This is a genomic window from Streptomyces sp. NPDC002209 (assembly GCF_042890265.1).
Lineage (GTDB): Bacteria > Actinomycetota > Actinomycetes > Streptomycetales > Streptomycetaceae > Streptomyces.
On the sequence record NZ_JBIARX010000017.1, the window covers coordinates 1 to 19,829 of the forward strand.

Sequence of the window (19,829 nt, forward strand, 5' to 3'; positions counted from 1 at the left end):
CGTCGCCTCCCTCCTCCGCCTTGCGATCACACGCACCAGACCCCGCCGACCCCGCCCTCACGGGCGGACGACGCTACTTTGACGACACCCCCTAGGGGGTCGGGCGCACCGCGGCGCCCGCGCCGCGGAGAGCCGCCTCGCCCTGGCGCCCGGCATCGGCCCGGCCCTGCGGCGCCGCGCAGACGGCAAGCAGCAGACCCGCCGCCAGGAGGGCGCCCAGGAGCGCGAAGGCGAGTCGCTTGGAAGCGTTCGAGGCTGACACGCCTTCACGCTTGCCCCGCGCCCGGCCGCTCCCACCACCGATTGGGCCGTTCGGCCCGCCGGGCCCGCCCGAAAGAACCCGCAGGTCCGCGCGGCGTCAGGCGGGCACGAACGCGCAGCGGCGCAGCACCTCGTCCAGGGACAGCCCGAGCGCCTCGGCCACGGCGGCCACGGTGAAGAACGCCGGGGTCGGCGCGCGGCCGGTCTCGATCTTGCGGAGCGTCTCGGCGGACAGGCCGGCGCTCGCCGCGACCTCGACCATGCTGCGGCCGCCGCGGGCCTCGCGCAGCAGTGCGCCCAGGCGCTCGCCGCGCTCGCGCTCTTCGGGGGTGAGAGGGGTGCGGACCATGCCTGCATCCTACCCGCTCCCCCAATAACTATCCCGTGAAAGTTATACCGGGATAGATATACCGGTATAGTTATTGGCATGGTGGAACTGAAGACGGAAGAGTCGATCGATGCCATGCGCGCCCCGGGCCGGGTCGTCGCCGAGGCCCTGGCCGCCGTACGGGAGGCCGCACGGGTCGGGGTGTCCCTGCTGGACCTGGACCGGGTGGCCCGCGAGGTGCTCGCCGGGGCGGGCGCGAGCTCGCCGTTCCTCGGCTACCGGCCGGATTTCGCGCCGGTGCCCTTCCCCGGGGTGATCTGCACCTCGGTCAACGACGCGATCGTCCACGGCATCCCCGGCACCTACCGGCTGCGCGACGGCGACCTGGTCAGCATCGACTGCGGGGCGGAGCTCGGCGGCTGGGTCGGGGACGCGGCGGTCAGCTTCACCGTCGGCCGGCCGCGCCCGGCCGACCTGCGGCTGATCGAGACCGCCGAGGCGGCCCTCGCGGCCGGCATCGCCGCCGCGCTGCCCGGCAACCGGATCGGGGACATCGCGCACGCCATCGGCTCGCTCTGCCGGTCCGCCGGCTACGGCGTCCCGGACGGGTTCGGCGGCCACGGCATCGGCCGCAGCATGCACGAGGACCCGGGCGTGCCCAACGAGGGCCGCCCCGGGCGCGGCATGAAGCTGCGCCCCGGCATGGTCCTCGCGATCGAGCCCATGCTGGTCGCCGGCGGTACGGACGACTACCGCTGCGACGGGGACGGCTGGACCCTGCGGACCGTCGACGGCAGTCGCGCCGCGCACGCGGAGCACACGGTCGCGATCACCGCCGACGGCCCGAGGATCCTCACCACACCCTGACTCCTACGGCTTGCCGTGCGGGTGGACCACCATCGCCGAGCCCCCGCCCCGCCGACTCGTCTCGGCGGCGGCCAGCCAGCGCCCGTCCGGGAGCCGCTGGACCCCGGTGGCCGCGCCGATCTCCGGGTTCTGCCGGAACCCCTGGCCCAGCGCCTCCAGTTCGGTGCGCAGCGGGCTGTTCCACAGGCCCGGCTCCAGCTCGGTGGTGGTCTGGTTGCGCTGGCTGGCCCGCGGCGCGGCGATGGCGTCGACCAGCGGCAGCCCCCGGTCCAGGTGCCCGGTCAGGGTCTGCAGGACGGTGGTGATGATGGTGGCCCCGCCCGGGGAGCCCACCGCGAGCACCGGCCGCCCGTGCTCCAGCACGATGGTCGGGGACATGGACGAGCGCGGCCGCTTGCCGGGGCCGGGCAGGTTCGGGTCCGGGACCCCGGGGGCCGCCGGGGCGAAGGAGAAGTCGGTCAGCTCGTTGTTCAGCAGGAACCCGCGGCCGGGGACGGTGATCGCGCTGCCGCCCGTGGACTCGATGGTCAGGGTGTACGAGACGACGTTGCCCCAGCGGTCGGCGACCGTCAGGTGCGTGGTGTTCTCCCCCTCGTACGTGGTCGGGGCGGCCTGGCCGGAGCCGCCGCAGGCCGCCGGGTGACGCGGGTCGCCGGGGGCCAGCGGGCTGGTCAGCGTCCGGTCCGGGGAGATCAGGCAGCCGCGCGAGTCGGCGAACCGCTGCGAGAGCAGCTCACGCGTCGGCACGTCCTCGGCGGCCGGGTCGCCGACCCAGCGGCCGCGGTCGGCGAACGAGATCCGCGAGGCCTCGATGAAGCGGTGCAGGTACTGGGTCTCGGACAGCTTCGAGAGGTCGGTGCGCTCGAGGATGTTGAGCGCCTCGCCGACGGTGGTGCCGCCCGAGGACGAGGGCGCCATGCTGTACACGTCGAGGCCCCGGTAGCTCACCTGCGTCGGGGCCTGCCGCTTGGTCTCGTACGCGCGCAGGTCGCCGGTGGTCAGATCGCCCGAGCGGACGATCCGGGTGGCGGCCGGGTCCACGGGGGGCTTGCGCACCGCCCGGACGATGTCCTCGGCGATCGGGCCCCGGTACAGCGCGCCCGTGCCCTTGCGGGCCAGTTCCGCGTACGTGGCCGCCAGGTCGGGGTTCTTGAAGGTGGAGCCGACCACCGGCAGGGCGCCGCCCGGCAGGAAGAGCTTCCTGGTGTCGGGGAAGTCCTTGAAGCGGCTCTGGTTGAGCTCCGTCTGGGCCCGGAACGTCGGGTCGACGGTGAACCCGTCGCGCGCCAGCTTCTCGGCGGGCTTCAGGAGTTGGCCGAGCGGGCGGGTGCCCCAGGCGTCGAGGGCGCTCTTCCAGGTGGCCGGGGTGCCGGGGACGCCGACGGAGCGGCCGCTGGTCTGGCCCTGCTCGAACGGGATGGGGACGCCGTTCTCCTGGAAGAGGCCGGCGGTGGCCGTGGCGGGCGCGGTCTCGCGGCCGTCGATGGTCTGCACCCGGCGGGACTCGGCGTCGTAGTAGACGAAGTAGCCGCCTCCGCCGATGCCGGCCGAGTACGGCTCGGTCACCCCGAGCGCGGCCGCCGTCGCGACGGCGGCGTCCACGGCGTTGCCGCCGGAACGCAGGACCGCGATGCCGGCGGCGGAGGCGTCGGCGTCGACACTGGCGACGGCCCCGCCGTATCCGGCGGCGACCGGGACCTTGGCGGGAGTGCCCCCCGCGGACGCCGGCTGTGACGGCGGGGCCGCCGCGCCGGTGGACACCAGCGCTCCGGCGAGGGCGACGAGCGCTAACTGACGTGTGGCGGAACGATGCATCCGTACCTCCAGTCGACGGCCCGTCGGACCCCACCGGACAGGCCTGAACTCGGCACTGTAACTTCACCGCACCCCCCGCGTCAGGAAGACCCGGTGCGGGCTAGCATCCGCGCATGAACGAAGACGTGCGCAACATCGTGCTCGGCGTGGTGGCCACCGCCATCAGCGGCGGCTTCGGCTGGTTCTCCCGGACCTATCTGTGGCGCCGTACGCTGCGCCGCAAGCAGGCCTTCTTCGGCCTGCCCACCGGCTCCGACTGCCTGTTCGTCGTCAACCGGCAGATGGGCGGCACCGAGGGGTCGGTGCACCGCAACGACGCGTTCGCGCTGCTGGAGATATCCGCCCTGATCAAGGACTGCGGGGCCAATCTCCAGATCGTCTCCCACGACTCGGTCCGCCAGGGCTTCGGCGAGCGCGCCGAGTTCTGCGTGGGCGGGCCGGTGTCCAATGCCCGGACGGCGGCGCACCTGGCCTCCATGCTGCCGGGCGTCCGGGTCGACCTGTCCACCGAGCCGGGTCCGGACCGCGGCGCGATCCGCGTCGGCGAGGAGACGTACCGCTGGCAGAAGGGCCAGATCGACCACGTGCTGCTGGCCCGGCTGACGAGCGGGCCGGGGAGCCGGCCGGTGTTCCTGGTCTCCGGGCAGACCGCGATCAGCAACCAGGCGGGCGCCCGCTACCTGGCACGCCACCACAAGGACCTGGCGCGCCGCTACCGCGGGGACTCCTTCTGCGTGGTGCTGAAGGTCAACAACTCCGATGCGTACGGCCCGGACGTGGTCGAGCTGCTCGCCGACGTCACCCGGCCGGCCCGGACACCCGCAGCGGCAGCCGCGTGATCCCGTTGATGAAGTTCGACACCAGCCGGCGCGGCGGGCCCGCGAGTTCCGGGGCCGGCATGGCCGCCCGCCACTCCTCGTAGAGCACGCGCAGCTGGAGCCGGGCGAAGTGCGCGCCGAGGCAGACGTGCGGGCCGTCCCCGAAGGAGACGTGCGCGTTGGGCGTCCGGCCCAGGTCGAGGCGCTGCGGGTCGGTGAACACGCGCTCGTCGTGGTTGGCGGAGGCGTGGAAGACCACGACCTTGTCCCCGGCGCGGACCGGCTGCCCGGCGAGTTCGGTGTCGACGGCGGCTGTGCGGCGGAAGCTGAGCACCGGCGGGTGGACGCGCAGCAGTTCGTCGACCGCGGTGTGCATCGGGGCCCGGCCCTCGGCGAGCAGCCGGTACGCGCCCGGGTCGCGGGCCAGGGCCAGCAGTCCGCCGGGGGCGGCGCTGCGTACGGTGTCGTTGCCGGCGACGGTGAGCAGGAAGAAGAACATCTCCAGCTCGGCCGGGTCCAGTCCGGCCTCGGCGAGCGCGGTCATGACGTCGTCGCCGGGGTGTGCGCGCTTGTGGGCGGCCAGTTCCCGGGCGTACGAGAACATCTCGCCGAGCAGCGCCGGGGAGCGCGGGTTGAGCGGCTTTCCGTCAGGGCCGAGCAGGGGCGCGGGCGCGTCCTCGGGATCCTGGTAGCCGATGATCCGTACGGTCCACTCCAGCAGCAGGCCCCGGTCGGCGGCCGGGACGCCCAGCAGGTCGGTCAGGTTGAGCAGCGCATACTCGTCGGTGACCGTGCGGACCAGGTCGGCGGCGCCGCCCTCGGCCTTCGCGCGGGCGGTGGCGAGCAGGGTGCGGGCCCGGTCGCGGACCCGGCCCGCGAAGGCGTCGACGCGGGCGGGGGTGAACGCGCGGGAGACGAGCCGGCGCAGCCGGCCGTGGTCGCCCGCGCTGCGCCGCGGGTCCTGGTTGAGCATGGTGCGCCGCAGGAACGGCAGGTCGGCCGGGTCGGGATCGCGGATCTGGGTGGCGCCGAGCCAGGAGGAGTACGTGGCGTGGTCGCGCAGCACCCGGACCACGTCGGCGTGCCGGGTGACGGCCCAGAAGCCGGGGCCGGCGGGCCAGCCCCGGATCTCCGGCTCCTCCTGCCAGGCGACCGGGTGCCGGTCCCGCAGCAGCCGGTAGCTCTCGTACGGGATCCCGGCGCCGTGGATCCGGGGGTCGAAGACGTCGGGTACGTACGCGGCGGGGTCCATGGGGCCACGGTGGCGGGACCGGCGACCGTCCCGCAAGGGGGCGATCAGCCGCCGAGGTCGCAGCGGGCGGGTCCGACCGAGGTGTCCGGGCCGTGCAGGACCACGCCGTAGCGCGGGTTGACGGAGGCCGCCGTGCACACGAGTTGGCGGCGGGCCGTCTCGGACAGGCCGGCGACCGCGAACGGCACCCGGACCTCCAGGGTCTCCCCCGACACGATGCTCGCCGAGAGGCCGAAGGGGGGCTTCCTGTCGGGCGGCGCGGGCACCTGGGTCTGCAGGCCCGCGGCCTTCTCCTGGTCGAGGGGGCCGATGAGCAGCCGCATGAGGACGGACACCGGCGAATCCGCGGGCTGATCCTTCTCGGGTACGGGGGCGAGCCGCCCGTCGGCCATCACGAAGTAGACGGTCCCCTTCGTGTGGGCGTCGGGGTAGACCACCTTCGCGGCGTCTCCGCTCTCGATGACCCCCGTGGGCTTGATCCCGCAGCCGGTGAGCACGAGTGCGCCCAGCAGCAAGGCGGCGGCCGCGGCCGTCCTGGGCGGGGTCATGCGTCGGCCTCCAGCGGCATGTCGAGGGTGAACACGGCTCCCCCGGCCGGTCCGTTCGCGGCGCGCAGGGTGCCTCCGTGCAGCCGGACGTTCTCCAGGGTGATGGCGAGGCCGAGGCCGCTGCCCGCGGAGCGGGTACGGGCGGCGTCCGCCTTGAAGAAGCGGTCGAAGATGTGCGGCAGCACCTCGGGGGCGATACCGGGCCCGCTGTCGGCGACTTCGATCAGCATCCGGGGGCCGCCGGGCCGTGGTTCGGTGCGCACGGTGACGTGGACGGGGGCGCCGCCGTGCCTGAGGGCGTTGCCGACGAGGTTGGCGAGGACCACGTCGAAACGGCGCGGGTCGAGCCGGGCGCGGACCTGCCGCGGCAGCTCGGTGACCACCCGCCCGTCGTCCCAGTGGCGGAGCTCGAGGGTCTTGCGCACGGCCTCGGCGATGTCCACGTCGTCGAGGTTGAGCTCGGCCGCGCGGGCGTCGAAGCGGGAGATCTCCATGAGGTCCTCGACGAGGACGGCGAGCTTGCCGGTCTCGGCGCTGACCAGCCGCAGGGCGGCGGCCGTGTCGGGATCGAGGCGCTCGGCGTCCTCGTCCAGGACCTCGGTGACGGCGAGCATCCCGGAGAGCGGGGTGCGCAGTTCGTGGGAGACGTCGGAGGCGAAGCGGCGGGCCCGGATCTCGGCGTCCCGCAGTTCGTTCACCGACTGTTCGAGGGCGCGGGCGGTCTCGTTGAAGGTGCGGGCGAGTCCGGCGAGCTCGTCGGCGCCGCGGACCTCGATGCGGGTGTCGAGGCGGCCGCGGCCGAGGCGCTGGGCGGCGCGGCGCATGTCCCGTACGGGGCGCAGTACGCTGCGCGCCGCGAGCAGGGCGGGGACGACGGCGATGGCCAGGCCGGGGACGGCGCCGCGCTTGGCGGCTTGGACCATGGCCTCGATCGTCTTGCCCTCGGTGGTCAGGCGCATCGTCGCGAAGATGACCAGGCCGGTGGGCTCCCGGGTCTCGTTGTGGACGAAGACGGCCGGCATGCCGACGGTGAGGTACGGGGTGCCGGAGGCGTCGGTCACCCGCTGGAAGGCGCCGTGCGGATGGGCCGTCACCTGGCGGCGGAGCTGCTCGGTCACGACGGTGGAGGTGGGCGCGGTGGTGCTGGAGGCCCGCAGGGTGCCGTACTCCGCGAAGATGTTCCACGGGTTCGGCTTGCCCCGTTTGGCCAGGTCGTTGACGACGCGCTGGAGCTGCTCCTGGTCCAGCGGCAGGTCGAGGGGCTGGGTGCCGAGGACGTCGCGCAGGGTGATGACCGCGGTGTCCTGGCTCTGCTTGAGGATCGCGGTGCGGGCCTGCTGGTAGGTCAGTGCGGCGGTGGTCACCGCGCTGATCGCGGCGACCAGGAGGAAGGCCGCGATCAGCCGGGTGCGCAGCCCGAGGGGCGCGATGCGCCTCACAGCGGGCCGAACCGGTAGCCGAAGCCGCGCACGGTCTGGATGTAGCGGGGGCTGCCGTCGCCGTCCTCGACCTTGGTGCGCAGGCGGCGTACGCAGGCGTCCACGAGGCGGGCGTCGGCGTGGTAGCTGTGGTCCCAGACGCATTCGAGGAGCTGCTGGCGGGAGAAGACCTGTTCGGGCGAGGCGGACAGGTGCAGCAGGAGTTTGATCTCGCTGGGGGCGAGGGGGACGCGTTCGCCGTTCTTGGCGACGGTCAGCCCGGCGCGGTCGATGGCGAGCTCGCCGTGGAACTCGATCTCGGGGCGGCTGCCCGCCGGGGCGCCGAGGCGGCGCAGCACGGCCTTGATGCGGGCCTCGATGACCTCGGTGCGGGCGGGTTTGACGATGTAGTCGTCGGCGCCGGCCTCCAGGCCGACGACTATGTCGAAGTCGTCGCCGCGGGCGGTCAGCATGATGATCGGGAGCTGGCTGGTCTCGCGTATGCGGCGGCAGACCTGCACGCCGTTCATCCCGGGCAGCATGAGGTCGAGCAGGACCAGCTCCGGGACGAAGCTCCCCATCAGCGCGAGGCCCGCCTCGCCGGTCTCGGCGGCGGCCACCTCGTGGCCGCGGCGGCGCAGGCCGAGGCCCACCCCTTCCCGGATGGAAGGGTCGTCCTCGATCAGCAGTACGCGTGGCATCCGGTCATTATCCAAGGTGGTTCGAAGGCTCGTTCTCCTGCTAACGGCCGATTTTCCGTCGCAGCGAGTCCAGCAGGTCGGTGATCTCCGTGAGGCCCAGCGGCCTGGCGAGGAGTACGACGACGAGCGCGAGCGCCGCGGTTCCCGCGCCGAGCGCGGCGAAGTCGCCGAGGCCGTCGGCGGCCCGGGCGGCCGCGTACCCGGCGGCGGCGCCGGGCAGGCAGGCGGCCAGCAGCCTCAGGTGGGTGCGGACCGCGGTGGTGCGGCGCTCGGTACGGGTCCCCGTGCGCGGGCCGAGCCGCCGGGCGAGGGTGTACGCGGTGACCGCGAGGCCCGCGAACAGCGCGACGGAGTAGGCGCCCGCCATGCCGGTGACGGCCCAGCGCAGCGGCAGCAGGACGTAGGCGGCGGCCGACAGCCCGGCGTTCAGGGCGGCGATGACCAGGTTCAGGAAGAACGGGGTCCGGGTGTCGGAGAGGGCGTAGAAGGCGCGCGAGAGGACGTACTGGCCGGAGAAGGCGATCAGGCCGGGCGCGAAGGCGAGGAGCATGCCCGCCATGACCTCGATGTCGGCGGCGCCGGTGCGCCCGTACCCGAAGACGCTGCCCACGATCCAGGGGGCGAGCGCGGCGAACAGCGCGGCGGCGGGGACGACGAGGGCGGCGCTGGAGCGCAGCGCGTACGACACGTCCCGGCGTACCGCGCCGAGGTCGCCGTCGGAGGCCGCGGAGCTCATCCGGGGCATCAGGGCGGTGACGAGCGAGACGGTGACGATGCCCTGCGGGACGATCCACAGCTGGTAGGCGTTGCTGTAGGCGGTGTACCCGGCGCCGCCCGCGAGGCCGGCCAGCACGGCGCGGTTTCCGGTGGCGGTGGAGAGCCGGGTGACGACCCAGTAGCCGATCTGGTTGGTGAAGACGAGCATGACCAGCCAGCCCGCGTTGCGCAGCGGGCGGGCCAGGCCCTGGCCGCGCCAGTCGAAGCGGGGGCGCCAGCGGAAGCGGGCGGCGCGCAGCGAGGGGACCAGGGCGAGGGCCTGGATGACGATGCCGGCGGTGGTGCCGAGGCCGAGCAGGCGGGTCTCGCCGGCGGTGAGACCGGTCGCGGAGCCGTGTGACAGGTAGAGGAAGAGCCCGAAGACGCCGATGATCACGATGTTGTTGAGGACGGGGGTCCACATCATCGCGCCGAACCGGCCGCGGGAGTTCAGGACCTGGCCGAGCAGGGTGAACAGCCCGTAGAAGAGGATCTGCGGGAGGCAGTAGCGGGCCAGGGCCACGGTGGTGCTCGCCTGGCTGCCGGTGTAGGGCGTGTACGTGGACACGATCAGCGGTGCGGCCAGCACGGCGACGGCGGTCAGCACGACGAGCGCCGCGGTGCAGGCGGTCAGCAGCCGGTCGGTGTAAGCGGCCCCGCCGTCCTCGTGCTCCTTGGCGGCCCGGACCAGCTCGGGGACGAAGACGGCGTTGAGCGCGCCCCCGATGAGCAGCATGTACAGGATGTTCGGAACGGTGTTGGCCACGGCGTAGCTGTCGCCGAGCAGCTCGGTGCCGAGTGCGGCGACGACGACGGCGGAGCGGACGAAGCCGGTGGCGCGGGAGACGATCGAGCCGGCCGCCATGAGTGCGCCGCTGCGCAGCACCGAGGTCTTCGCCGGTGCCGGGCGGGCCGCGCCGTCGGCGGACGGGCCGGGGGCCGTTCTCGTGTCGGTGGAGGTCACCGGCGGGCCATGTAGGCCTGGAAGGCCTTGTACAGGGCCGTGTTGGTGTAGCCGTCCATCGGGGTCTCCCACTCGCCGAGCGTTTCGACGACCTGCCCGCCGGTGCCGAGCTTCCAGCGCAGCAGCCCGAAAGATCGTTCGTCGGGGTCAAGGGTGGAGGGTACCCCGCGCATGTCGTACTCGTCCGCCCCGAGGATGTGGGCGTCGCGCATCATGCGCCACTGCAGGGCGTTGCTGGGGCGGACCTCGCGGCGGTGGTCGGCGGAGGCGCCGGTCTGGTACCAGACCCGGCGCCCGGCCACGATCATGGTGTGCGCGGCGAGGATCTCGCCCTGGTGGATGCCCAGGTAGAGGCGCATGCGGCCGGGCGACTCGGCGTTGAGGGCCTCGTACTGCTGCTGGTAGTACGCGAGCGAGCGGCCGAGCCGGAAGCCGTCGCGCTCCTCGGTGATGCGCAGCAGCCGGTAGAACTCGGGCAGGTCGGCGGCGGTGCCGAGGATCGTCTCCACGCCGCACTTCTCGGCCTTGCGCACGTTGCGCCGCCACTCCTGGTTGAGGCCGGACCACAGCTCGTCGAGGGAGCGGCCGGCGAGGGGCACGCGGAAGACGTGGCGCGGCTGGGCGTCGCCGTCGTCCTCGCCGCCGCAGCGCGTCCAGCCGCGGGTGCGCAGCCGGTCGGCGAGGGCCGCGCCGACCGGGTCGACCTCGGTGGCGAGCACGTCGGATATCTGCAGGCCGGGGCCGGTGGCGGACTTGACGTCGGCGGCGTCCCAGCGACGGTAGGCGGGCGTGGGCCCGATCCGGACGGCGAACGCGCCGGCCGCGCGCAGGTGGCGCTTGAGGGGGTCCAACCACCGGTCGATGTGGGGGTCGGACCAGTCGGCGACGGGGCCCTCGGGGAGGTAGGCGAAATATTTGCGGGTGCCGGGGAATTGGCGGTAAAGGACGAGTCCGGCACCTGCCATTTGCCCGTCCGGGTAGTGCCATCCGACCCGTTCCGAGCGCCAAAGGTCCTTGACCGCGGCCCACGACGGGTACTGGAGAAAGCTGGCATTCCGGTTTCGCGAAAGGAAGGCCTGGTATTCCGCAACGGACAGCGAACGCACACTCAGCTCCCGCTCCGGGGACTGGTTTCGCTGGGCGGGGGTCACGAGCAGTGCGCACACGGCGGATCGGCCTTCCTGTACGTCCGGGGAAGCAGGACGCACAGGACTCTCACAGGCGCCCGTGACCGCAGTGCGCGGCGATTGTGACCGGACGATGACCGTTTCGCTGCGGTCCACGTCACAACCGAAAGTCGGATCTTTTCGGCGGATTGTGCAACCTACAGTCGTGCCGTTCGCATCTCCTTTTGCGAACGATCATTACTTGGAGGGGTTTCGTTGAGCCGCACACGCCGTATCGCACGCAGTCGCCACGCCATGCTGGCCGGGACCGCACTCATGGCCGCCGCGCTGACCGCCTGCGGGGGCGGCTCCGGCGGGAGCGGCGGGAGCGACTCCGGCAAGGCGGAGATGAAGAAGAAGCCAGACATGGCGATATCCGTGAACCTCACGGGCGATCAGGCCAAGCCCGGCGAGCCGGTGAAGGTGACCCTGACCGAGGGGAAGCTGTCCCTGGTGAAGGTGTCCGACGGCAAGGGCGGTGAACTGCCCGGGAAGATAGCCGACGACGGCAAGTCCTGGACGTCCGAGCGCAATGCCTCGCCGGGCACGGACTACAAGGTCGAGGCGCAGAACACCGACAGCCAGAGCGCGAGCGCCCAGTTCAAGACGGTCGCCGCGGACAAGGTGAACAAGGTCACGATCAACCCGGGCAAGGCCAACCCGGTGGTGGGCATCGCCCAGCCGATCTCGATCGTGTTCGACAACCCGGTGAAGAACAAGGCCGAGGTCGAGAAGCACCTGAAGGTCACCACCTCGAACAACACCGAGGGCTCCTGGGGCTGGTTCAAGGACTACACCGGCAACGACCGGGTGGACTGGCGGCCGAAGGAGTACTGGAAGTCCGGGACCGACGTCAAGGTCGAGATGAACCTCAACGGGGTGGACTCGGGCCAGGGCGGCGGGATGTTCGTCAAGGACTACGACACCGCATTCAAGATCGGCAAGGACCGCCGGCTCCAGGTGAACCTCGACACCAAGAAGATGACGGTGACCGAGGACGGCCAGGCGGTGAAGACCATCCCGGTCTCGGCGGGCACGCCCGGCGGCCAGAAGGCCTCCTGGTCCGGGAAGATGGTGCTGATGTCCAAGGAGGGCACCATCCGGATGGACTCCCAGACGGTGGGCCTGGGCGACTCCTACGACAAGATGGTCGACTACTCGATGCGGGTGACCTGGTCGGGCATGTACATCCACGCCGCGCCGTGGAACTCCGGCAACTTCGGCCGTGCCAATGCCAGTTCCGGCTGCGTGGGGATGAGCGACTCCGACGCGAAGGCGCTCTTCGCCATGGCCCAGGTCGGCGACCTGGTCGAGGTCACCGGCGACGGCTCCAAGGGCAAGGCCGAGATCGGCAACGGCTACGGCGAGTGGAACCTGTCCTGGGACGAGTGGAAGGCCAAGAGCGCCCTGGCCGGCGGCGCGGGCGGCGCTCCGCAGAACGGCTGATCCCGCAGGTCCGCACCGTCCGCACCACCCCCGCCGCGGCTGCCGTGGCGGCCGTACCGGCGGCGACCGCCCTGGGCCTGGCCCTCCACCAGGCCCGGGCGGCGACCGGGGCGACACCGAGCACGACCCCACCGGCGCACAGCTGACCTTCTCCTCGCCGCGCACCGATCCCTCGTACGTCTCGGTACCTCTGCGCGAGCAGTGATCTGCGGCTGCTGCCGGACGGGGCGGCTCTTCGGAGCTACCGTGGAGCGCCCGGCAGCACCGTTCCGGGTTCGGCCTCGACGACGCCGACCGCCTCGGTCTTCGGGCTGCGCCGCTCGAACCGCGCCACCCAGCCGGCGAACCAGGAGAGCAGCATGCACATCCCGATGTAGATCGGGGAGATGATCATCACGACCGGGATGAACGGCAGGTCGTAGTCGAGGTTCGAGGCGATCAGCTTGCCCGCGTGCAGGAACTCCTCGTACGTGATCAGGTACCCGAGCGAGGTGTCCTTCAGGGCCACCACCAGCTGGCTGATGATCGTGGGCAGCATCGCCCGGACCGCCTGCGGGGCGAGCACGAACGTCATGACCTGGGTCTTGCGCATGCCCAGCGCGTACGCCGCCTCCCGCTGGCCCCTGTCGACCGAGTCGATGCCCGTACGGAAGACCTCGGCGAGGACGGAGCCGTTGTACAGGGTCAGCCCCGCCACCAGCGCGGGCAGCGGCTGGACCTTCAGTGCGACGAAGATGAAGAAGATCATCACCAGCACCGGCATGGCCCGGAAGAACTCCACGCACAGGGTCGACGCCCAGCGCACCGGCCGGTGCACGGACAGCCGCCCGGCCGCGAGCACCGCGCCGAGGACGAGCGAGAACACCGAGGCGTACAGGAAGGCCTTGAGGGTGTTCCCCAGCCCCCTGAGCAGCAGTTCCTGGATGCCCTTGTACGTGAAGGGGCTCCACTTGGCGGCGGTGAACTGGGCGGTGTCGAAGAGGAGGTAGAGGATCCAGGCGAGCAGACCGAGGATCACCACCGTCGAGGCGATCCCGTAGAGGAAGTGCCGGCGCCGGGCCCGCGGGCCGGGCAGGTCGTAGAGGGCGGTGGACTCGAGGTCCCCGTGGAGCGCGTGCGCGGTCATCGGACGATCCCCCAGCGCTTCTCCAGCACGTTGAAGAGCGCGCTGATGGACAGGGTGATGATCAGGTAGCCGACGGCGATCCAGACGAAGGTCCAGACGACGCCGTAGCCCAGCTCGCCGAGCGTCTTGTACGTGCCGAGCAGCTCGTTGACGCTGAAGGCGCCGGCGATCGCCGAGTTCTTGGCGAGTGCGATCAGGGTCGAGCCGATGGGCGGGATGACGCTGCGGAAGGCCTGCGGCAGCACCACCCCGCCCAGGGTCTGGGTGAAGGTCATGCCGAGGCTGCGGGAGGCCTCGCCCTGGCCCTTGGGCACGGTGTTGATGCCCGAGCGCAGGACCTCGCAGATGAAGGCGGAGGTGTAGCAGCCCAGCGCCAGGACCGCGAAGACCTGGAACGGCAGCACCAGCCCGAAGCGCGGCAGGCCCAGCAGCACCGCGAAGAAGAGCAGGGTGAGCGGGGTGTTGCGCAACACGGTGACCCAGACCGTACCGAAGAGACGTAGGGAGCCGACGGGCGCGACGCGGAAGGAGGCCATCACGAAACCGAGGACCAGGGCGAGGAGCGAGGCGTAGACCGTGAGCTGCACCGTCCCGAGGAAGCCCTTCCCGTAGAGCGCGAAGTTCTGCGTGAGTACGTCCATGGTGGCGGTCTCTCCCTCAGCTCGCCGGGTAGCGGTCGATGGCGGGGGGCTTCGGGGCGGGCACGCCGGAGAGGCCGAGCGTGGCCTCGTACGCCTTCTTCCAGTCGCCGTTCTTCTCGTGCGCCTCCAAGGCGTCGTCGAGGGCGAAGCGCAGGGCGTCGTCGCTGCGCGGGACGCCGATGCCGTAGGGCTCCCGGGAGAACGGCGTGCCGACCACCTTGAGCTCCTCGGGGACCTTGGCCGCGTAGCCGAGGAGGATCGAGTCGTCGGTGGAGACGGCGTCGACCTGATAGGTCAGCAGGTTGTCCACGCAGACCGAGTAGGTGTCGTAGGCGACCAGGACGGCCTGCGGGTAGTCCTTCTGGAGCCGCTGGTAGGGGGTGGAGCCGGCGGCGGAGCAGACCCTCTTCCCGGCGAGGTCCTCGGGGCCCTTGATGTCCTTCTCGTCCTTGCGGACGAGCAGGGACTGGCCGGCCATGAAGTACGGGCCGGCGAAGCCGACCTGCTTCTTGCGGTTGTCGTTGATCGTGTAGGTGCCGACGTAGTAGTCGATCTGGCCGTTCCGCAGGGCGGTCTCGCGGTTGGCGGAGGAGATCGTCTTGAACTCGATCGTCTTGGGGTCGAAGCCCAGCGAGGCCGACATCATCTTGGCGATCTCGATGTCGAAGCCGGAGTAGCGGCCGCTCGCCGGGTCCTTCTCCCCCACGTACGGCTGGTCCTCCTTGGCCCCGACCACCAGGTGGCCGCGCTTCCGGGCCTTCTCCCAGGTGGGGGACTGCGGCAGCCGGAAGTCCGTCGCGACCTCGTACGCCGGCAGGTCCTCGGGCTGCGGGCCCTTGACCGGGGGGCTGCCCTCCTTGCCGCAGCCGGCGAGGGCCGCCAGCAGGGCGGCGGCGAGCAGGAGGCGGCGCAGGCGGGCGCGCGGCCGCGCGCCGCGGGTCGGCTTCATCGGACCGCCCCTCAGTGCTTGAGGATCTTGGAGAGGAAGTCCTTGGCCCGCTCGCTCTCCGGGGCGGTGAAGAAGGCCTCCGGTGTCCGGTCCTCGACGATCCTGCCGTCGGCCATGAACACGACGCGGTTGGCGGCGGAGCGGGCGAAGCCCATCTCGTGGGTGACCACGACCATGGTCATGCCTTCGGCGGCGAGCTGCCGCATCACCTCCAGCACCTCGTTGATCATCTCCGGGTCGAGGGCGGAGGTGGGCTCGTCGAAGAGCAGCGCCTTGGGGTCCATGGCCAGGGCGCGGGCGATGGCGACGCGCTGCTGCTGGCCGCCGGAGAGCTGGGCGGGGTACTTCGGCGCCTGGTCGGCGAGGCCGACGCGGGCGAGCAGCTCCCGGGAGCGCTGGTCGGCTTCGTCCTTCTTGCGCTTCCTGACCTTGGTCTGCGCGAGCGAGACGTTGGCGAGGACGGTCTTGTGCGCGAAGAGGTTGAAGGACTGGAAGACCATCCCGACGTCGGCGCGGAGCGCGGCCAGCTCCTTGCCCTCGTCGGGCAGCGGCTTGCCCTCGAGCCTGATCGTGCCCGACTCGATGGTCTCCAGGCGGTTGATGGCCCGGCACAGGGTCGACTTCCCGGAACCGGACGGACCGATGATCACCACCACCTCCCCGCGGCCGACGGTGAGGTTGATGTCCTGGAGTACGTGCAGCGCCCCGTAGTGCTTGTTGACGCCCCGCAGCTCGATCAACGGATCGACGGCCATGCGCTGCCCTGCCCACCTGTCGGAATCTCGAGGTCAGCGCAAACTATCCAGCCGCGGAAGAGCACTTCGCCTCGACACGCCTAAAGAGGGCATAAAGCCCACGCGGTGATGAAACGGCCTGGCCGTTCCCGTGGAAGGGCTCAGCCCTCGGAGGCTTCGGCGTAGGCCTGGGAGAGCTCGGGGGATCCGGTCATCGCCCAGGACACCCCCGACTCCACCACGTTCAGCTCGCGGCCCGAGGCCAGGCGGATCACCGGCTGGCCGTTGGGCCACACCCGCCAGGCGGAGCCCAGCTTGGTCCGGATGATCACCGTCCCGAGGTAGAGGCCCGCGTCGTTGCCGAGCCAGGGAACGACCTCCGGGTCCCGGCGCCAGCGGGGCATCAGCTGGTCGAGCGCCTCCAACGAGGCCGGGCTCTCGTCGAGTTCCAGCCCGGCCGCCCGCGCGTGGACGCGCAGCATCTCGCATTCCGAGAACAACTCGTTGATGCCCTCGGGGTCGTCCGCGAGGGCGGCGGCGAGCCCCGCACCCCGTTCCGTTTCGTTCCGGTTCAGCCAGTTGTCCAGGAAGGGGATGTTCATACCGACCAGCCTGGCACCAGGATCCCGCGCTGGCCACAGGGCGCGCGGGATCCGTCCGGGGACCGGCTACGCGTCCAGCGCCAGGTCCACGACCACCGGGGCGTGGTCCGAGGCGCCCTTGCCCTTGCGCTCCTCGCGGTCGACGTAGGCGTCGGTGACGGCCTTGGTGAAGGGCTCGTTCCCGTAGACCAGGTCGATGCGCATGCCCCGGTTCTTGGGGAAGGCGAGCTGGCGGTAGTCCCAGTACGTGTACGGCCGGTCGTACTTGAGCGGGCGCGGCATCACGTCGGAGAGCCCGGCGGCACGCAGTGCCTCCAGGGCGGCGCGCTCGGCGGGGGTCACGTGGGTCAGGCCCGCGAAGACCGCCGGGTCGTACACGTCCTCGTCGGTGGGGGCCACGTTGTAGTCGCCGAGCACGGCGAACGGGCGGGGGCCGGCCGCGTCTTCGGCGACGGCGGTGGTCAGCGCGCGGAACCAGTCCAGCTTGTAGCCGTAGTGGTCGTGCTCGACCTCGCGGCCGTTCGGCACGTACACCGACCACAGGCGCACCCCGCCGCAGGTGGCGGAGATCGCCCGGGGCTCCTGGACGCCCTCGTAATCGGGGCCGCCGGGCAGGCCCGTGACCACGTCCTCCAGGCCGACCTTGGAGATCAGGGCCACCCCGTTCCACCGGCCGGTGGCGTTGACGGCCGCCTCGTAGCCCAGCTCGCGCAGCTGCTCGTGCGGGAACTGCTCCGCGGAGCACTTGGTCTCCTGGATGCACACGACATCGGTGCCGGAGCTCTCCAGCCAGGCCAGCAGGCGCGGCAGCCGGGCGGTGATCGAGTTGACGTTGAACGTGGCGATACGCATGCCGTCCAACCTACCGCCCGGCTCCGACAGTCACAGCTGCGCGGCTTCTCCGGCGGCGAGCCGCCCGTGGTGGGTGCCGCCCAGGGCGGCCAGGGCGTGGTCGTAGATCGGCCGGGCGATGTCCGAGAGGTAGGCGTCGTGGATGTCGATGGCCCGGCGCGGCTTGACCTCGCGCAGGTAGTCGATCACTTCGGAGACCTTGTTCCAGGGCGCGTGCACCGGCAGCATCAGGGTGTCCACGGGCACCTCGGGCACGGTCAGCGCGTCACCGGGGTGGAACAGCGAACCCTCCACCAGGTAGCCGACATTGGTGACCCGCGGGATGTCCGGGTGGACCACGGCGTGCAGCTCGCCGTGCACCTGGACCTCGAACCCGGCGGCGGTGAAGGCGTCCCCGTGGCCGACGGTGTGCACGCGGCCCGGGTAGGCCGGGGCCAGCCGCTCCGCGACGCTGCGCAGCGTCCACAGCGCGGCGGCCGGGTTCGCATCGAGGGCGGCTCGCAGCCGGCCCTCGTCGAAGTGGTCGGGGTGCTCGTGGGTGACGAGCAGGGCGTCCGCCCCGAGCCCCGCGTCGGGCTCGCTGAAGGCGCCCGGGTCGATGACGAGCACGCGCCCGTCCTTCTCCAGTTGGACACAGGAGTGCAGCCGCTTGGTGAGCTTCATGATCCCAGGCTAGCGGCGGGACGACGCGGCCACCGGGGCCTTGCCGAGGGCCGCCGCGCGGGGCTGCCGGGCCGGCCGCTACGGGGTCGCCGTGGACACCACGTAGACCCGGGGCTTCTCCGGGTCCGTGAGGTCGACCGTGACGTCCCGGGTCGGGCGCGGGTTCGACTGCTCCAGGGTGGTGCCGTACCAGGAGTTCTGCGGGCCCCAGCTCCAGCCCGCGACCGCGGCGTCGTGCGCCCCGACGGAGACCTCGCGGCTCAGCTCGGCCCGGCTGGTGCCGACCTCGGCGAGGAAGGAGTCGAGGTCGGCGGGGGTGACCGCGAACTGCACGTACAGCCGGCTGGTGCGCCAGTTGTTGGTCTCGAGGAACCCGACGCGCCAGGCCTTCGGCGGGATCGGCACCTCGTAGATGCTGCGCTGCACCTTGGACGGCCAGCCGGGGCGCACCTTGGTCGCGCCCACCTTGGCGGCCTTGTCGCGCCCGCTCTCGCGGCTCTGCTGGGCGGATACGGCGAGGTAGCCGGCGGGCACGCCGACCAGCAGCAGGATGATGATCGCCGTGATCCAGCGGCGCCGGACGACGTGCTTGCGGTCCTCCGCCGGGAGCGGCGTGCGCCCCTCGTCGGGGGCGGGTGCCTGGCGGGGCAGGGTGGGCGGTGTCACTGCGTGTCCCCGTCCGTGAGGTCCGCGGTCGTCGGGTCCGCGGTCGTCGGGTCCGCGGCCTTGGGGTCTGCTCCCTTGGCGTCCGCGGCCTTGCGGTTCGCGGTGGCCGGGGAGTCGATCAGGCCCCACTGCGCGTAGCGCTCGTACCGCTCGACGCGCCGGCGCGTGGCGCGGCGGAAGCGGCGGGCGACGAGCCGGGCCAGGTCGGCGGCTCCGACCATGCCGGCCTCGGGGCCGAGCTGGGCCTTGGCGATCCGGGCCTCGGGGCGGTAGCCGCGGCCGGTGAGGTGGCGCCGGAAGGCGTCCCGGGCGGGACCGATCAGCAGGTCGTCGGCGGCGCTGACGCCGCCGCCGATGACGAAGCAGGAGGGGTCGAGGGCGGCGGCGAGGTTGGCGATGCCGACGCCGAGCCACTGGCCGATGTCGTCGAGGAGCTCGACGCACATGGCGTCGCCCTCCCGGGCCAGCTCGGTGATGAGCGGCCCGGTGATCTCCGAGACGTTGCCGCCGACCCGGGCGATGATCTCGTGCGCGACCGGGGAATCGGCGGCGGCCAGCTCCCGGGCCTCGCGCACCAGGGCGTTGCCGGAGCTGTACTGCTCCCAGCAGCCGCGGTTGCCGCACGGGCAGCGGTGGCCGCCGGGGACGACCTGCATGTGGCCGAACTCGCCGGCGACCCCGAAGCGGCCGCGCTTGACCTGGCCGCCCTCGAGGATCGCGCCGCCGATGCCGGTGCCCAGGGTGATCATGACGAGGTGGTCCTCGCCGCGCCCGGCGCCGAAGCGCCACTCGGCCCAGGCGGCGGTGTTGGCATCGTTGTCCACCATGACCGGGACGGCGAGGCGGGACTGCAGCGCGTCGCGCAGCGGCTCGTCGCGCCAGGCCAGGTGGGGTGCGAACAGGACGCGGGAGCGGTCGGCGTCGACCCAGCCGGCCGCGCCGATGCCCACGGCGTGGACGTCGTGCCGGTCGGACAGGTCGAGGACCAGCTCGACGATGGTGTCCTCGACGACCTTGGGGCTCTTGGACTTGTCGGGGGTCTCGGTGCGGATCTTCTCCAGGATGATCCCGTCGGCGTCGACGACGCCGGCCATCACCTTGGTGCCGCCGATGTCGATGCCGACGGTCGGGACGCGCGGGGCGGTCAGGTGCGACCGGCGCTCACGGGTCCCGATGGTCCGCAGGACGGTGCCTCGCGCGGACCCCCGGTGGGTGAGCGTGAAGTCCCGGTACGTGCTCATCGAGTCGTGTCGTCC

Annotated in this window: 21 protein-coding genes; 3 read left to right on the forward strand and 18 right to left on the reverse strand. The window is 72.1% G+C overall.

Translation table 11 applies throughout. The features are described 5' to 3' along the window. Positions 1-91: 91 nt before the first annotated feature. Together ACFYXK_RS26775 and ACFYXK_RS26780 are read right to left on the reverse strand one after the other, a co-directional pair. Complete coding sequence (locus tag ACFYXK_RS26775) at positions 92-262, reverse strand: hypothetical protein (RefSeq protein ID WP_389413423.1); 171 nt, start codon at positions 260-262, stop codon at positions 92-94. A gap of 96 nt (positions 263-358) precedes the next feature. Continuing rightward, positions 359-610, reverse strand: coding sequence for a helix-turn-helix domain-containing protein (locus tag ACFYXK_RS26780; protein ID WP_053786654.1), 252 nt, complete (start codon positions 608-610; stop codon positions 359-361). A 78-nt stretch (positions 611-688) separates the two neighbouring features. On the opposite strand from ACFYXK_RS26780, the gene map reads away from it, so the two are divergent. Then, positions 689-1,456: a type I methionyl aminopeptidase gene (map, locus tag ACFYXK_RS26785; protein ID WP_389413424.1), complete on the forward strand. Its 768-nt coding sequence runs from the start codon at positions 689-691 to the stop codon at positions 1,454-1,456. Positions 1,457-1,459: 3 nt separating this feature from the next. Here map and ggt read toward each other — a convergent pair whose 3' ends face one another. Continuing rightward, positions 1,460-3,271, reverse strand: a complete 1,812-nt coding sequence (gene ggt, locus ACFYXK_RS26790) for a gamma-glutamyltransferase (RefSeq protein WP_389413425.1) — start codon at positions 3,269-3,271, stop codon at positions 1,460-1,462. Positions 3,272-3,384: 113 nt separating this feature from the next. On the opposite strand from ggt, the gene ACFYXK_RS26795 reads away from it, so the two are divergent. Then, positions 3,385-4,110, forward strand: coding sequence for a hypothetical protein (locus tag ACFYXK_RS26795; protein ID WP_389413426.1), 726 nt, complete (start codon positions 3,385-3,387; stop codon positions 4,108-4,110). Here ACFYXK_RS26795 and ACFYXK_RS26800 read toward each other — a convergent pair. The 6 genes from ACFYXK_RS26800 to ACFYXK_RS26825 are packed head-to-tail and all read right to left on the reverse strand — an operon-like array spanning position 4,070 to position 10,894. Then, entirely contained in the window at positions 4,070-5,341 is a 1,272-nt protein-coding gene (locus ACFYXK_RS26800; protein ID WP_389413427.1) for a cytochrome P450, read from the reverse strand. The two genes, ACFYXK_RS26795 and ACFYXK_RS26800, sit on opposite strands and share 41 nt — an antisense overlap. A gap of 44 nt (positions 5,342-5,385) precedes the next feature. Next, positions 5,386-5,889, reverse strand: coding sequence for a hypothetical protein (locus ACFYXK_RS26805; protein ID WP_389413428.1), 504 nt, complete (start codon positions 5,887-5,889; stop codon positions 5,386-5,388). After that, the gene (locus ACFYXK_RS26810; protein WP_389413429.1) at positions 5,886-7,328 is read right to left on the reverse strand and encodes an ATP-binding protein; all 1,443 of its coding nucleotides are present in this window, start codon (positions 7,326-7,328) and stop codon (positions 5,886-5,888) included. The genes ACFYXK_RS26805 and ACFYXK_RS26810 overlap by 4 nt, the downstream gene beginning before the upstream one ends. After that, positions 7,325-8,008 carry a response regulator gene (locus tag ACFYXK_RS26815; RefSeq protein ID WP_383510071.1) on the reverse strand — a complete coding sequence of 228 codons (684 nt, stop codon included), beginning with the start codon at positions 8,006-8,008 and terminating at the stop codon, positions 7,325-7,327. Before ACFYXK_RS26815 ends, ACFYXK_RS26810 begins: the two co-directional genes overlap by 4 nt. A 40-nt stretch (positions 8,009-8,048) precedes the next feature. Beyond that, positions 8,049-9,728 carry a murein biosynthesis integral membrane protein MurJ gene (gene murJ / locus ACFYXK_RS26820; RefSeq protein WP_389413430.1) on the reverse strand — a complete coding sequence of 560 codons (1,680 nt, stop codon included), beginning with the start codon at positions 9,726-9,728 and terminating at the stop codon, positions 8,049-8,051. After that, positions 9,725-10,894, reverse strand: a complete 1,170-nt coding sequence (locus tag ACFYXK_RS26825) for a lipid II:glycine glycyltransferase FemX (protein WP_389413431.1) — start codon at positions 10,892-10,894, stop codon at positions 9,725-9,727. Before ACFYXK_RS26825 ends, murJ begins: the two co-directional genes overlap by 4 nt. 216 nt (positions 10,895-11,110) lie before the next feature. On the opposite strand from ACFYXK_RS26825, the gene ACFYXK_RS26830 reads away from it, so the two are divergent. After that, positions 11,111-12,340: an Ig-like domain-containing protein gene (locus tag ACFYXK_RS26830; protein WP_389413432.1), complete on the forward strand. Its 1,230-nt coding sequence runs from the start codon at positions 11,111-11,113 to the stop codon at positions 12,338-12,340. A gap of 241 nt (positions 12,341-12,581) precedes the next feature. Here ACFYXK_RS26830 and ACFYXK_RS26835 read toward each other — a convergent pair whose 3' ends face one another. From ACFYXK_RS26835 to ACFYXK_RS26875, 9 genes are all read right to left on the reverse strand, one after another. Beyond that, positions 12,582-13,466 carry an amino acid ABC transporter permease gene (locus ACFYXK_RS26835; RefSeq protein ID WP_389413433.1) on the reverse strand — a complete coding sequence of 295 codons (885 nt, stop codon included), beginning with the start codon at positions 13,464-13,466 and terminating at the stop codon, positions 12,582-12,584. Further along, positions 13,463-14,107: an amino acid ABC transporter permease gene (locus ACFYXK_RS26840; protein ID WP_389413434.1), complete on the reverse strand. Its 645-nt coding sequence runs from the start codon at positions 14,105-14,107 to the stop codon at positions 13,463-13,465. The genes ACFYXK_RS26835 and ACFYXK_RS26840 overlap by 4 nt, the downstream gene beginning before the upstream one ends. Positions 14,108-14,123: 16 nt before the next feature. Beyond that, positions 14,124-15,056, reverse strand: coding sequence for a glutamate ABC transporter substrate-binding protein (locus ACFYXK_RS26845; RefSeq protein ID WP_389413435.1), 933 nt, complete (start codon positions 15,054-15,056; stop codon positions 14,124-14,126). Positions 15,057-15,067: 11 nt separating this feature from the next. Beyond that, entirely contained in the window at positions 15,068-15,811 is a 744-nt protein-coding gene (locus ACFYXK_RS26850) for an amino acid ABC transporter ATP-binding protein (protein ID WP_389413436.1), read from the reverse strand. A 140-nt stretch (positions 15,812-15,951) separates the two neighbouring features. Then, positions 15,952-16,392, reverse strand: a complete 441-nt coding sequence (locus ACFYXK_RS26855) for a DUF6278 family protein (RefSeq protein WP_383510051.1) — start codon at positions 16,390-16,392, stop codon at positions 15,952-15,954. A 66-nt stretch (positions 16,393-16,458) separates the two neighbouring features. Next, positions 16,459-17,244, reverse strand: coding sequence for an exodeoxyribonuclease III (locus ACFYXK_RS26860; protein WP_389413437.1), 786 nt, complete (start codon positions 17,242-17,244; stop codon positions 16,459-16,461). 30 nt (positions 17,245-17,274) lie between these two features. After that, positions 17,275-17,907, reverse strand: a complete 633-nt coding sequence (locus tag ACFYXK_RS26865; protein ID WP_389413438.1) for an MBL fold metallo-hydrolase — start codon at positions 17,905-17,907, stop codon at positions 17,275-17,277. Between the two features lie 78 nt (positions 17,908-17,985). Further along, the gene (locus ACFYXK_RS26870; RefSeq protein WP_389413439.1) at positions 17,986-18,573 is read right to left on the reverse strand and encodes a hypothetical protein; all 588 of its coding nucleotides are present in this window, start codon (positions 18,571-18,573) and stop codon (positions 17,986-17,988) included. Continuing rightward, positions 18,570-19,814: an ROK family glucokinase gene (locus tag ACFYXK_RS26875; protein ID WP_389413440.1), complete on the reverse strand. Its 1,245-nt coding sequence runs from the start codon at positions 19,812-19,814 to the stop codon at positions 18,570-18,572. The genes ACFYXK_RS26870 and ACFYXK_RS26875 overlap by 4 nt, the downstream gene beginning before the upstream one ends. Positions 19,815-19,829: the final 15 nt, after the last annotated feature.

Excerpts from the sequence above, each read along its gene's own strand:
- ACFYXK_RS26780 (WP_053786654.1), bottom strand. The coding sequence starts at position 610 with ATGGTCCGCACCCCTCTCACCCCCGAAGAGCGCGAGCGCGGCGAGCGC.
- map (WP_389413424.1), top strand. The coding sequence starts at position 689 with ATGGTGGAACTGAAGACGGAAGAGTCGATCGATGCCATGCGCGCCCCG.
- ggt (WP_389413425.1), bottom strand. The coding sequence starts at position 3,271 with ATGCATCGTTCCGCCACACGTCAGTTAGCGCTCGTCGCCCTCGCCGGA.
- ACFYXK_RS26795 (WP_389413426.1), top strand. The coding sequence starts at position 3,385 with ATGAACGAAGACGTGCGCAACATCGTGCTCGGCGTGGTGGCCACCGCC.
- ACFYXK_RS26800 (WP_389413427.1), bottom strand. The coding sequence starts at position 5,341 with ATGGACCCCGCCGCGTACGTACCCGACGTCTTCGACCCCCGGATCCAC.
- ACFYXK_RS26805 (WP_389413428.1), bottom strand. The coding sequence starts at position 5,889 with ATGACCCCGCCCAGGACGGCCGCGGCCGCCGCCTTGCTGCTGGGCGCA.
- ACFYXK_RS26815 (WP_383510071.1), bottom strand. The coding sequence starts at position 8,008 with ATGCCACGCGTACTGCTGATCGAGGACGACCCTTCCATCCGGGAAGGG.
- ACFYXK_RS26835 (WP_389413433.1), bottom strand. The coding sequence starts at position 13,466 with ATGACCGCGCACGCGCTCCACGGGGACCTCGAGTCCACCGCCCTCTAC.
- ACFYXK_RS26840 (WP_389413434.1), bottom strand. The coding sequence starts at position 14,107 with ATGGACGTACTCACGCAGAACTTCGCGCTCTACGGGAAGGGCTTCCTC.
- ACFYXK_RS26845 (WP_389413435.1), bottom strand. The coding sequence starts at position 15,056 with ATGAAGCCGACCCGCGGCGCGCGGCCGCGCGCCCGCCTGCGCCGCCTC.
- ACFYXK_RS26850 (WP_389413436.1), bottom strand. The coding sequence starts at position 15,811 with ATGGCCGTCGATCCGTTGATCGAGCTGCGGGGCGTCAACAAGCACTAC.
- ACFYXK_RS26855 (WP_383510051.1), bottom strand. The coding sequence starts at position 16,392 with ATGAACATCCCCTTCCTGGACAACTGGCTGAACCGGAACGAAACGGAA.
- ACFYXK_RS26860 (WP_389413437.1), bottom strand. The coding sequence starts at position 17,244 with ATGCGTATCGCCACGTTCAACGTCAACTCGATCACCGCCCGGCTGCCG.
- ACFYXK_RS26865 (WP_389413438.1), bottom strand. The coding sequence starts at position 17,907 with ATGAAGCTCACCAAGCGGCTGCACTCCTGTGTCCAACTGGAGAAGGAC.
- ACFYXK_RS26875 (WP_389413440.1), bottom strand. The coding sequence starts at position 19,814 with ATGAGCACGTACCGGGACTTCACGCTCACCCACCGGGGGTCCGCGCGA.